Below are 12,411 nucleotides of genomic sequence, written 5' to 3'. Positions count from 1 at the left end.
GCTCCGCCGCGGCGGACGGACTAGTCTCGGCGTCATGTTCTGGCCGATGTTCGCGGTAGCCATGGGGTTCCTGGGTCTCGCCGTCCTGGGGGTGTTCGCCGTCCGGGTGTTCCTGGAGGCGCGGCGCCTCGGGCAGCAGGTCGCCGATTCCGGGCGCCGCATCACCAGGGCGGCGGAGGATCTGGAACGGGCGGCCGTGAGCGCCGCCCGTGCCGTGGACACGCTGTAGCCGTGCCGGGCGGTGCCGGTGATTCCGGATCCGCCGTGCGGTGTCGGTCACTCGGCTCTGTCACCCCGCCCACCCGGACAGGTACGCTGCTGGTGCTGGTAGCGGCCCGATGACGAGGCGCGGTCCGCGAAGCAGGAGTACGCCGGGGCATTGTCCCGCGTTCATCCCCAGGCGTTACGATCGCAGCCAGCATGACGTCCGGACAAGTGTCCGACCTGTCGGACGTGCCCGCCTCGGTGAGAAGGTGAAGATTTATGTTCCGCAACGGACTTGAGCCGTGGCACCTGCTGCTCCTCGTTCTGGTGATCGTCCTGGTGTTCGGCTCCAAGAAGCTCCCGGACATGGCGCGCTCGCTCGGCAAGTCCGCGCGCATCCTCAAGAGCGAGGCCAAGGCGATGAAGGACGACGGCAAGCAGCCCGAGGGCACCGCCCAGTCCACCGCCGAGGAGCCCGCTCCGGCTCAGCGCACGATCCAGGCCGCCCCCGGTGACGTGACCAGCTCCCGCCCGGTCACCGAGCCGACGGACACGACCAAGCGCTGACGCGAGGACCGGGACATCCGGTCCGCTGCACGAGATGAGGATGTGGGTTGCCCAAGCCTGCCCGCAAGAAGGAGAGGGATCCCGAGGGGCGGATGCCGCTCGCGGATCACTTGCGTGAACTTCGCAACCGGCTCGCGAAGGGTGTCCTGGCGATCGTGGTCGTCACGATCGTCTCGGCCTTCTTCTATCGGGACATCATCGAAGTCATCACCCGGCCGATGCTGGACGAGATCGGCTGCCACCAGTCCTTCGGGGAACTGGCCGACGCCAAGAACGTCCGCTGTGCGCACATCACCGTCAGTGGTCTGCTGGGCGCGTTCAACCTGGCCCTGAAGGTCTCCCTCATGGCCGGCATCGTGCTGGCGTCGCCGGTCTGGCTCTACCAGCTGTGGGCGTTCGTCGCACCGGGTCTGCACCGCGGCGAGAAGAAGTACGCCTACGCGTTCGTCGGCTTCGGTTTCCCGCTCTTCCTCGGCGGCGGCTACCTCGCGTTCCACATGCTGCCCACCACGGCGAAGTTCATGATCGAGCTCACGCCCGCGGGTGCTGAGAACCTGTTGCCGCTGGACGACCTGCTGGACCTCATCACCCGCATGATCGTCGTCTTCGGCCTCGCCTTCGAGATGCCGCTGCTGCTGGTCATGCTCAATCTCACCGGGGTGCTGTCCGGGCGGCGCATGCTGGGCTGGTGGCGCGCCATGGTCGTCGGCATCACCGCCTTCGCGGCCGTGGCCACGCCCAGCCCCGACCCGATGACGATGCTGGCGCTGGCGGCACCGATCTGGGCGCTGTACTTCATCGCCGTGGCCATCGCGCTGCTCAACGACCGGCGCCGGGCCCGCCGCGAGGCCGACGGTCCCGGCGACGACGAGGCGTCCGAGCTGGACCTCACCCCCGAGGACATCGGCGCCGTCGAGCCCGTCCCGGCCGCCCGGGCACTGCCCGAGCAGGCGAGCACCGACCGGGTCAACGGCTACGACGACGTGACCTGAGCCCCTCCCACCACGCGCGATGCCCCCGTTCCCGGAGCCCTCCGGGGGCGGGGGCATCCGTCTTTGCCGATCAGCCCACGTTCCGGATAATGATCGTCCTGTTGTCGGTGGGGCCCGGTACGCTCGAAAGCACGATGACAGAGGACCTCTCACCGGCCGAGCGGTACGCGGCAGCCCGCAGGCGGGCTGCCGAGCAGGCCACCGCGCTCGCCTCCTTCCGCGAGATGTACGACTTCGGCCTCGACCCCTTCCAGATCGAGGCCTGTCAGGCACTCGAAGCGGGGAAGGGTGTGCTGGTCGCCGCGCCCACCGGCTCGGGCAAGACGATCGTGGGCGAGTTCGCCGTCCACCTCGCCCTCCAGCAGGGCAAGAAGTGCTTCTACACGACGCCCATCAAGGCCCTGTCGAACCAGAAGTACGCCGACCTGTGCCGGCGGTACGGTGCCGCGAAGGTGGGCCTGCTCACCGGCGACAACAGCGTGAACTCCGACGCCCCGGTGGTCGTGATGACCACCGAGGTGCTCCGGAACATGCTGTACGCCGGCTCGCAGACCCTGCTCGGTCTCGGCTACGTGGTCATGGACGAGGTGCACTACCTCTCCGACCGCTTCCGGGGCGCCGTCTGGGAGGAAGTGATCATCCACCTCCCCGAGTCGGTGACCCTGGTCTCGCTCTCCGCGACCGTGTCCAACGCCGAGGAGTTCGGTGACTGGCTGGACACCGTCCGCGGCGACACCGAGGTGATCGTCTCCGAGCACCGGCCCGTGCCGCTGTTCCAGCACGTGCTCGCCGGACGCCGGATGTACGACCTGTTCGAGGAGGGCGAGGGCCACAAGAAGGCCGTCAACCCCGACCTCGTCCGCCTCGCCCGGATGGAGGCGCAGCGGCCGTCGTTCCAGGACCGCAGGCGCGGCCGGTCGATGCGCGAGGCCGATCGCGAGCGGGAGCGCCGGCAGCGTTCGCGCGTGTGGACGCCCAGCCGCCCCGAGGTCATCGAGCGCCTGGACTCCGAGGGCCTGCTCCCGGCCATCACCTTCATCTTCAGCCGCGCCGCCTGCGAGGCCGCCGTCCAGCAGTGCCTGCACGCCGGCCTCCGGCTCAACGACGAGGACGCGCGCGAGCGGGTCCGCGCCCTGGTCGCGGAGCGCACCGCCTCGATCCCGCCGGAGGATCTGCACGTCCTCGGCTACTACGAGTGGCTCGAAGGGCTGGAGCGGGGCATCGCCGCCCACCACGCGGGCATGCTGCCGACCTTCAAGGAGGTCGTGGAGGAGCTGTTCGTGCGCGGCCTGGTGAAGGCCGTGTTCGCCACCGAGACCCTCGCGCTCGGCATCAACATGCCCGCCCGTTCGGTCGTGCTGGAGAAGCTCGTCAAGTGGAACGGCGAGCAGCACGCCGACATCACGCCCGGTGAGTACACCCAGCTGACGGGCCGGGCCGGGCGCCGCGGCATCGACGTGGAGGGCCACGCGGTCGTCCTGTGGCAGCGCGGCAGCAGCCCCGAGCACCTCGCCGGTCTCGCGGGCACCCGCACGTACCCGCTGCGCTCCAGCTTCAAGCCGTCGTACAACATGGCGGTCAACCTGGTCGAGCAGTTCGGCCGGCACCGCTCGCGCGAACTGCTGGAGACGTCCTTCGCGCAGTTCCAGGCCGACAAGTCGGTCGTCGGCATCTCCCGCCAGGTGCAGCGCAACGAGGAGGGCCTGGAGGGCTACAAGGCCTCCATGACCTGCCACCTCGGCGACTTCGAGGAGTACGCGCGGCTGCGCCGCGAACTGAAGGACCGGGAGACGGAGCTGGTCCGGCAGGGCGCCAACCAGCGCCGCGCCGAGGCCGCCGTCGCCCTGGAGAAACTCAGGGCCGGCGATGTCATCCACGTGCCGACGGGCAAGTACGCCGGTCTGGCCCTGGTGCTGGACCCCGGCCTGTCCGCCGGCCGGGCCGACGGCCATCGCGGCTTCGAGCACCAGGACGGTCCGCGCCCGCTGGTGCTGACCGCGGAGCGGCAGGTCAAGCGGCTGGCCTCGATGGACTTCCCGGTACCGGTCGAGCCGCTGGACCGGATGCGGATCCCGAAGTCCTTCAACCCCCGCTCGCCGCAGTCCCGTCGGGATCTCGCGTCCGCGCTGCGCACCAAGGCCGGGCACATCCCGCCGGAGCGGGTGCGCAAGCAGCGGTCGCAGGCCGCCGACGACCGCGAGATCGCGCGGCTGCGCACGGCGATCCGCGCGCACCCCTGCCACGGCTGCGACGACCGTGAGGACCATGCCCGCTGGGCCGAGCGCTACCACCGGCTGCTGCGCGACACCTCGCAGCTGGAGCGGCGGATCGAGGGCCGTACGAACACGATCGCGCGGACCTTCGACCGGATCGTGGCGCTGCTGACCGAGCTGGACTACCTGCGCGGTGACGAGGTCACCGAGCATGGCAAGCGGCTGGCCCGGCTCTACGGCGAACTGGACCTGCTGGCCAGCGAGTGCCTGCGCGAGGGCGTCTGGGAGGGCCTCGGCCCCGCCGAACTCGCCGCCTGCGTCTCGGCGTTGGTGTACGAGTCCCGGACGGGCGACGACGCGCTGGCGCCGAAGCTGCCGTCGGGCGGGGCGAAGGCCGCGCTCGGTGACATGGTCCGGATCTGGGGGCGGCTCGACGCCCTCGAGGAGGAGTTCCGGATCAGCCAGACCGAGGGGGTCGGCCAGCGGGAGCCGGACCTGGGGTTCGCCTGGGCGGCGTACATGTGGGCGACGGGCAACGGGCTGGACGAGGTGCTGCGCGAGGCGGACATGCCCGCCGGTGACTTCGTGCGGTGGTGCAAGCAGGTCATCGACGTGCTGGGGCAGATCTCGGCGGCGGCCCCCAGGGAGGGGTCGACCGTGGCGAAGAACGCGCGCAAGGCGGTGGACCAGCTGCTGCGCGGCGTGGTGGCCTACTCGTCGGTGGGGTGACCCGCCGTCCGGCGGGTGGGGGCGCGCCGCGGCCGGGCGCGCGGGCCCCCGCACCCGCCGAGAGCCGGTAGGGCGCCGGCCGGGGCACGGCTCCGGGGGAAGTGGCTCACTCTTCAGGTTCACCTTCACGGTGAGCGGCATCCGCATGCCCGTTCGCCACTACGAAGAGTGTTCGAACAGCAGCACAGTGTGTAAATGGCTTCGAGCGTACTCCTGTTGCGGGGGCGATTTCCGATGCTTGCCGAAGAGGGCACGGCGATGATCCGGTCGGACTAAGCTCGCCCGAGGCGCACCGAGTTGAGGTAATTCGTGCGCCTGTTCCCCTTGTGCGAAACAGATCCCGATCGTCCGTGAACCTTCCCCCCGCAAGACCCCCCGACACCCAGCCGACTCATCTCAGAAGGCATCCATGGTGAGTGTTCAGAAGCCTCCCGGCGGCCGTGAACGTCCCTGTGCGCGCGTGCTGTTGGCGCCGGCCATAGCGATGGCCGCCGCCGCCGGGGCCGCCGTCGCCCTGGTACCGCCCACCGCCCGGCTCGCCGTCGGCGTGTGCGGAGCGCTGGCCGTGCTGCTGGTCCTCGGCGCGGCCGGGGAGGCCGTCCGCCGTGGCCGCCGCCTCCGCGAGACGCAGGCCGAACACGCCCGGCACGCCGCGTATCTGGAAATGCGGATCGCCGCCCACAACGCGCTGATCGACCGCATCACCACCGACATCCTGCCCACCGGTTTCTACCGGCTGCGCCGCGGCGAGGCGCTCCGGGACACCGTGAGCAACGTCTACGACGCGGACCCCGACCTGCGCGGCCTGCCCGAGGGTTACCGCGAACTGGTGCGCGTCGCCTGGCGCGGCGCCGACCACGAGATCTCGATGCGCGACGCCACGGAGCGCTCCTTCGTGAGCATCGCCCGCCGCGTCCAGGCCATCGTCCACCAGCAGGCCAAGGAGCTCCGCGAGATGGAGGAGGACCACGGCCGCAACCCCGAGGTCTTCGACGACCTGCTGCGCATCGACCACGGCACCTCGCTGATCGGCCGCCTCGCCGACACCATCTCGGTGCTCGGCGGCGGCCGGCCCGGCCGTCAGTGGCCCCTGCCGGTCTCCCTCTACAGCGTGCTGCGCGGCGCCATGTCCCGCATCCTGGAGTACCGCCGGATCGAACTCAGCTCCATCGTCAACATCAACATCAAGGGCACCGCGGTGGAGCCGGTCCTCCACGCCGCCGCCGAACTCCTCGACAACGCCACCCGCTACTCACCGCCCTCGACCAAGGTGCACGTCACCGCCGTCGAGGTCCAGTCCGGTGTCGTCATCGAGATCGAGGACGCGGGCGTCAGCCTCAGCGAGGAGTCCCGCGCCCGTATCGAGCAGGCGATCGAGGACGCCAAGAACAACGACGACGCCGACAACCTCGGTGAGAACCCGCGCCTCGGCCTCGCCGTCGTCGGCCGTCTCTGCAAGCAGTTCGACATGGAGGTCTCGCTGCGCTCCTCCGCCTACGGCGGCGTCCGCGCGATCCTCATCGTGCCGCGGGTGATGACGACCACCGAGCCCGGCGTGGGCGCCGCACACGGCATCGGCGCCACCGGCATCCCGAAGCCCGAACTCGGCGCCGTCGAGGGCCCCAAGCGCCCGCCCAAGAAGCGCCGCCCCACCAGCCCCAAGATCCCCGCGGGCATCTCCATGGAGGACGACGTCCCGGAGGTCACCGAGTGGACCGCGGGCGGTCTGCCGCAGCGCCGCAGCCGGGTCAAGACCCCGATCGGCCAGCGGATCGCCGAGCAGGCCGCCATCGAGCGCGCCGAGCGCGAGGGCAGGCCGACCATCTGGTCCCAGAGGAGGCAGGAACCCGAGCCGGAGATCGACCCCGAGCGCAAGAAGCTCATGGACCGGCCGCCGGGCATGTGGATGGAAGCGTTCTGGGACGGCCTGCGCAAGGGCATGCCCGCGGACGCCACCGCCTCGGAACTGACCGACTTCACGCTCAACCCGACCAAGTACCTGCATCTGCTCAACGATTCGGCCGATCCCGGCGAGGGCGCCACCGAGACCGACGACGAGGGGAACCTCAAGTGATCCAGCAGCGCGCGAACCTGGACTGGATGCTCAAGCAGCTGAACGACGGTGTGCCGGGTATCGAGATGATCGTGGTCCTCTCCGCCGACGGACTGCGCATCGCCCGCTACGGCGGCGACCCCGACGCCGCCGACCGGGTGGCCGCCGCCTGCGCGGGCGTCCAGAGCCTGGCCGGTGCCATCATCCAGGAGATCCCCGGCGCCGGTGACATGAAGGTCGTCGTCTTCGAGATCGACGGCGGCTACTTCTACCTCATGAACGCGGGTGCCAATGCCTACCTCGCCGTGCTCGCCGACGTGACCTGCGAACCGGGGCGGATGAGCGGCATGATGCGTGACCTCGTCGTCCGGATCGGAGCCCACCTGACCAGCCCGCCCCGGCGCAACGGACAGGCCGTATGACGCCTCCACGACGCAAACGGCGCCAGCCGCAGCCGGTGGCGCCCCCGCCGGCCCCGCCGCCGTCACCCCGGCCGGCCGGCGGCCAGGAGCCGCCCAGGAACCCCGAGCGGCTGTACACCATCGCGGGATCCGCCGACGGCGCCCGCGCCGAACTCGACCTGGTGACCCTGGTCGTGGCGCGCTCCTCGCCGCAGCCGTCCGCCTCGCCGGAGGAGGCGGCCGTGCTCCGGCTCTGCGCCGCCCCGCTGTCCGTGGCCGAGCTCTCGGCCTATCTCCAGCTGCCGTTCAGCGCGATGACCGTACTGATCACCGAGCTGATCGGGGCGGAACTGGTGCAGGCGCGCGCCCCCATCGTCCGCCGGTCGGTCCCCGACCGTTCACTTCTCGAAGCGGTGATGCATGGACTTCAACGGCTCTGACACGGTCCCCGGCCCGCGCACCGAGGACCATCTGCCGCACACGGCCCAGGCCGCGGTGAAGATCGTGATCGTGGGCGGCTTCGGTGTCGGCAAGACCACCATGGTCGGCTCCGTCAGCGAGATCAGGCCGCTGACCACCGAGGAGACCATGACCCAGGCCGGTATCGGCGTGGACGACGACTACGGCTCCGACTCCAAGACGGCCACCACCGTGGCCATGGACTTCGGCCGGATCAGCGTCACCGACCAGCTGGTGCTCTACCTCTTCGGCACCCCCGGCCAGGAGCGCTTCTGGTTCCTGTGGAACGGCTTGTTCGAAGGCGCCCTCGGCGCGGTCGTCCTGGTCGACACCCGGCGCCTGGAGGTCAGCTTCGATGTGATGGGCCGGCTGGAGGAGCGCGGGGTGCCCTTCGTCGTCGCCGTCAACACCTTCCCGGACGCGCCCCGTTACCCGGTCGAGGACCTGCGTGCCGCGCTGGACCTGGCACCGGCCGTCCCGATCGTCGACTGCGACGTGCGCCGCCGGGCCTCCAGCAAAGACGTGCTGATGACCCTGATGCGCTTCCTGCACTCCCTCGCCCTGTCCGGCGCCCGCACCTGACCCGCCGCCCGACCGTTCTCCCCCACCATCCGTTCCGGAGCGACACCGTGACGTCTGAATCCCCCTCCCTCACCGGCACCGACCCCGCGTCCGGCCCGCCGCCGGGCTGCCCGGCGCACGGCCTCGGCCCCGGCGGGCTGCACCGGCTCTACGGCCCCGACGCCGAGGACCTCGGCAGCCTCTACCAGCGCCTGCGTGAACAGCACGGCCCGGTGGCCCCCGTGCTGCTCCCCGACGACGTACCGATGTGGGTGGTGCTCGGGCACGCCGAGAACCTGCAACTGGTGCGCAGCCCCTCGCAGTACACCCGGGACAGCCGCATCTGGACCCCGTTGCTGGAGGGCACGGTCCAGCCCGACCACCCCCTCATGCCGCACATCGCCTGGCAGCCCATCTGCTCCCACGCCGAGGGGGACGAGCACCAGCGGCTGCGCGCGGCGGTCACCGCGGCCATGGCCACCATCGACCACCGCAGCGTCCGCCGCCACATCGGCCGCCACACCCAGGCCCTCGTCAACGGCTTCTGCGAGCGGGGCCGGGCCGACCTGGTCTCCCAGTTCGCCGAGCATCTGCCGATGGCCGTCATGTGCGAGATCCTCGGCATGCCCGAGGAGTACGACGACCGGATGGTGCAGGCCGCGCGGGACGCCCTCAAGGGCACCGAGACCGCCATCCAGAGCCACGGGTACGTCATGAGCGCGCTCAGCAGGCTCACCACCCGGCGCCGTGCCCTGCCCGAGGACGACTTCACCAGTCACCTCATCGCCCACCCGGCCGGACTCTCCGACGACGAGGTCCGCGAACACCTGCGGCTCGTGCTCTTCGCGGCCTACGAGGCCACGGCGAACCTCCTCGCCAACGCGCTGCGCATGGTCCTGACCGAGCCGGGCTTCCGCGCCCAGCTCAACGGCGGCCAGATGACGGTGCCGGAGGCGATCGAGCAGTCACTGTGGGACGAGCCGCCGTTCAGCACCGTCTTCGGTTACTACGCCAAGCAGGACACCGAGCTGGGCGGCCGGCGCATCCGCAAGGGCGACGGGCTGCTGTTCGCTCCCGCGCCGGGCAACCTCGACCCGCGGATCCGCCCGGACCTGTCGGCCGGCATGCAGGGCAACCGGTCCCACCTCGCCTTCGGCGGCGGACCGCACGAGTGCCCCGGCCAGGACATCGGCCGCGCCATCGCCGACGTCGGCGTCGACGCGCTGCTGACGCGGCTGTCCGACATCCAGCTGGACTGCGCGGAGGAGGAGCTGAGCTGGCGGTCGTCCATCGCCTCGCGGCATCTGGTGGCCCTGCCGGTGCGGTTCGAACCCAAGCCGCAGCAGGATGTGGAGATGCCGCCCCGGCCGGTGGCCGTCCCGCCGCAGCGCTCCGCCTGGCAGGTCGGCACCCTGAGCAGCGACCCGGCCCCGGCCGCCGCGTCCCGGCCGGCGCCCCCCGGGCCGCCCCGGACCCCGGCCCCGCTCCCCGCGCCCGCGGAACCGTCCCGCGCCCCGGGCGTCTGGCGCCGACTGCTGGCCTGGTGGCGCGGCGAGTGACACACCGGCCTCTCCCGGGGTGGCCCCGCCCTCCCCGGTCCGGGACGGCCTCCGGCCCTGACTAGTGCCCGGCGGCCCACTCGTCGTACGACGTCCAGGCTCGGAGTGCGCGTCCGGTGACGAACGTGTGCTCCGTGCCGGTGACCGGGTCGGTGAACGCCAGGCTGCGGGCGAGCAACTGGAGCGGGCGGCGGAAGTCGCCGGCCGGTACGGGGCCGGTCACCTCGGGGTAGAGCGGATCACCGAGGACGGGCACGCCGAGGGCGCTCAGATGCACTCGCAGCTGGTGGGTCTGCCCGGTCGCCGGGAGGAGCCGGTAGCGGGCCAGTCCGCCCCGGTGGCCGGCGAGCTCCACCCGCGTCTCGGCGTTCGGCTCGCCCGCCACCTCTCGGGCGGCCGGCACCCCGCGCTCCTTCACGATCCTGCTGCGCACGGTGCGGGGCAGGACGAGCGCGGGATCGTACGGGGCTACCGCCTCGTACTCCTTGCGCACCAGCCGGTCCCGGAACAGCGTCTGGTAGGCGCCCCGCTCAGCGGGCCGCACGGTGAACAGTACGAGCCCCGCGGTGAGCCGGTCCAGGCGGTGCGCCGCCGTCAGCTCCGGGAGGTCCAGCTCGCGCCGGAGCCGGGCCAGCGCGGTCTCGGCGACATGCGAGCCGCGCGGGGTCGTGGCCAGGAAGTGCGGCTTGTCGGCCACCACGATGTGCTCGTCCCGGTGGACCACCTCCACCGGGAACGGCACCGGCACCTCCGCGGGCAGCTCGCGGTGGAACCACACGAACAGCCCCGGCCGGTACGGCGCCTCGGGGGGCACGGGCCGTCCGTCGGCGCCGACCACCAGCCCCGCGTCGAACATCGACGCGACGACCCCGGGCCCGGCGCCGGTGAGCCGCTCCACCAGATGCTCCCGCACGGTCGCCCACGTCCCGTCCACGGGCAGCCGCACCCGTACGGGGTCGACACCGTGGCGCTGGGGGAGCGGGGCGGGCGGGGGCGGCGTACGGCGTCTCACCGAATCAAGGGTACGTGGGGCGGTCACCCGGGCGGCGGCCGTAAATGAGTGGGCGACCGGCCACAGGATCGGCAGGATGGGGATCATGCCGTTCCTCAGCAGCCCGGTCCTGTTCCCCGGGGCTCTTTCCCGCGTCCCCCAGCCCGTTCTCGCTGCCGGTGACGGCCTGGTCCTGCGCCCGTGGCGGGCCGAGGACGCGCGCGCCGTGCACGCGGCCTTCCAGGATCCGCTGATGCACCAGTGGCACCTCAGGTCCTCCGACTCGGCCGAGGAGGCCGCCGACTGGATCACCCGGTGGCGCAAGGGGTGGGAGGCCGAGCAGGACGCCCAGTGGGCCGTCGCGGACGAGAGCACGGACGAGCTGCTGGGCCGGGTCGCGCTGCGCCAGATCCTGCTCGGGGACGGCGCCGCCGAGGTCGCGTACTGGACGGTGGCGCGGGCCCGCGGCCGGGGCATCGCCGCGCGTGCCACGTCCGCGCTGGCCCACTGGGCCTTCGAGGAGATCGGCTTCCACCGTCTGGAGCTGAGCCACGCCCTCGCCAACGAGGCGTCCTGCCGCGTCGCCGTCAAGGCCGGCTTCACCCTGGAGGGCACCAAGCGCAGCGCCCTGCTGCACCCGGACGGCTGGCACGACATGCACCTGCATGCACGCGTGCGGGGCGACGGCGCCTGAGCGGGACCGGCGGCCCCGCCGCGCCTGCCGGTCCTGCTCAGGCCGCCGTCGCCGCGCTCTCCTGCTCGGCCTCGATGCGGGCGTTCCACTCCCGCTTGGAGGCCTGCCAGCCGTCCTCGTTGTGACCGAGGCGCCAGTAACCGGAGATCGACAGATCCTCGCGCGGGAGCTCCCGTTCCACGCGCAGCAGCCGGCGCAGTTCCTTGACGAATCCCGCCTCCCCGTGCACGAACGCCTGCGGCCGGCCCTCGGGGAACCGCAGTCCCCGTACGGCCTCCAGCAGGGCCTCGCCGACCGGCCGGTCCCCGCGGTGCAGCCAGACGACCGGCACCTCGGTGTCGATCTTCTGCTCCTCCTCGGGCCCGGACACCTCGACGAAGGCGTGCGCACGGGTGCCGGCGGGCAGGGACTCCAGGGCGCGGGCGATGGCGGGCAGGGCGCTCTCGTCACCGGCGAACAGATGCCAGCCGGCCTCCGGGTCGGGCGCGTAGGCGCCACCGGGGCCCATGAAGCGCACGGTCTCGCCGGGACGCACGCGGGCCGCCCACGGCCCGGCCAGGCCCTCGTCACCGTGGATCACGAAGTCGAGGGTCAGTTCCCGCTGTTCGGGGTCCCAGGCGCGCACGGTGTAGGTCCGGGTCACCGGCCACTGCTCGCGCGGGAACTCGGCGCGGATCCGTTCCATGTCGAAGGGCTCGGGGTAGGTGACGCCGGGCGCGCCGAACAGCAGCTTCACATAGTGGTCGGTGCAGGTGTCCGCGGGCAATCCGGCGAGGCCCTCGCCGCCGAGCACCACACGCTGCATGTGCGGGGTCAGTCGTTCGGTCCGCACCACCTGGGCGGTATGGGGCTTGCGCGGCTTTCGTCCGGGACGTTCTGCCATCACGGCCTCCTGCATATTGGTTAGGTATACCTAAGTTAGCACTCGCTTTCCGTGAACACCCCGTTCCCGAGGGGTCGGTGAAGACCCTTTGCCGGAATATTCCGT

The 12,411-nt window shown here is 71.7% G+C and carries 12 protein-coding genes; 10 read left to right on the top strand and 2 right to left on the bottom strand.

The annotated features are described in order from the left end of the window. Positions 1-34: 34 nt before the first annotated feature. The 9 genes from AB0F03_RS08815 (at position 35) to AB0F03_RS08775 (ending at position 9,738) form a co-directional block, all read left to right on the top strand. Positions 35-229, top strand: a complete 195-nt coding sequence (locus tag AB0F03_RS08815; protein ID WP_121789648.1) for a hypothetical protein — start codon at positions 35-37, stop codon at positions 227-229. Between the two features lie 254 nt (positions 230-483). After that, positions 484-771: a Sec-independent protein translocase subunit TatA gene (gene tatA / locus AB0F03_RS08810; protein WP_356821679.1), complete on the top strand. Its 288-nt coding sequence runs from the start codon at positions 484-486 to the stop codon at positions 769-771. A 47-nt stretch (positions 772-818) separates the two neighbouring features. After that, positions 819-1,763, top strand: coding sequence for a twin-arginine translocase subunit TatC (tatC, locus tag AB0F03_RS08805; RefSeq protein WP_361987918.1), 945 nt, complete (start codon positions 819-821; stop codon positions 1,761-1,763). 89 nt (positions 1,764-1,852) lie between these two features. Then, complete coding sequence (locus tag AB0F03_RS08800; protein ID WP_361987916.1) at positions 1,853-4,705, top strand: DEAD/DEAH box helicase; 2,853 nt, start codon at positions 1,853-1,855, stop codon at positions 4,703-4,705. A 409-nt stretch (positions 4,706-5,114) separates the two neighbouring features. After that, positions 5,115-6,779: an ATP-binding protein gene (locus AB0F03_RS08795; protein WP_361987914.1), complete on the top strand. Its 1,665-nt coding sequence runs from the start codon at positions 5,115-5,117 to the stop codon at positions 6,777-6,779. Beyond that, complete coding sequence (locus tag AB0F03_RS08790; protein WP_356821672.1) at positions 6,776-7,180, top strand: roadblock/LC7 domain-containing protein; 405 nt, start codon at positions 6,776-6,778, stop codon at positions 7,178-7,180. The genes AB0F03_RS08795 and AB0F03_RS08790 overlap by 4 nt, the downstream gene beginning before the upstream one ends. Then, entirely contained in the window at positions 7,177-7,599 is a 423-nt protein-coding gene (locus AB0F03_RS08785) for a DUF742 domain-containing protein (protein ID WP_361987912.1), read from the top strand. The genes AB0F03_RS08790 and AB0F03_RS08785 overlap by 4 nt, the downstream gene beginning before the upstream one ends. Then, positions 7,580-8,200: an ATP/GTP-binding protein gene (locus AB0F03_RS08780; protein WP_361987910.1), complete on the top strand. Its 621-nt coding sequence runs from the start codon at positions 7,580-7,582 to the stop codon at positions 8,198-8,200. The genes AB0F03_RS08785 and AB0F03_RS08780 overlap by 20 nt, the downstream gene beginning before the upstream one ends. A gap of 47 nt (positions 8,201-8,247) precedes the next feature. Continuing rightward, positions 8,248-9,738 carry a cytochrome P450 gene (locus AB0F03_RS08775; RefSeq protein ID WP_361987908.1) on the top strand — a complete coding sequence of 497 codons (1,491 nt, stop codon included), beginning with the start codon at positions 8,248-8,250 and terminating at the stop codon, positions 9,736-9,738. 61 nt (positions 9,739-9,799) lie between these two features. Here AB0F03_RS08775 and AB0F03_RS08770 read toward each other — a convergent pair whose 3' ends face one another. Continuing rightward, the gene (locus AB0F03_RS08770) at positions 9,800-10,750 is read right to left on the bottom strand and encodes a pseudouridine synthase (RefSeq protein ID WP_361987906.1); all 951 of its coding nucleotides are present in this window, start codon (positions 10,748-10,750) and stop codon (positions 9,800-9,802) included. An 85-nt stretch (positions 10,751-10,835) separates the two neighbouring features. Between AB0F03_RS08770 and AB0F03_RS08765 the strand changes: the two genes are divergently transcribed. Further along, complete coding sequence (locus AB0F03_RS08765) at positions 10,836-11,423, top strand: GNAT family N-acetyltransferase (protein ID WP_361987904.1); 588 nt, start codon at positions 10,836-10,838, stop codon at positions 11,421-11,423. A gap of 37 nt (positions 11,424-11,460) precedes the next feature. Here the strand turns inward: AB0F03_RS08765 and AB0F03_RS08760 are convergent, their stop codons facing one another. Next, entirely contained in the window at positions 11,461-12,306 is an 846-nt protein-coding gene (locus AB0F03_RS08760) for a siderophore-interacting protein (RefSeq protein WP_361987902.1), read from the bottom strand. Between the last annotated feature and the right edge of the window lie 105 nt (positions 12,307-12,411).

This window comes from Streptomyces sp. NPDC028722 (assembly GCF_040637655.1).
In the GTDB taxonomy this organism is placed as follows: domain Bacteria; phylum Actinomycetota; class Actinomycetes; order Streptomycetales; family Streptomycetaceae; genus Streptomyces.
This window is presented reverse-complemented; position numbering and strand designations above follow the sequence as displayed.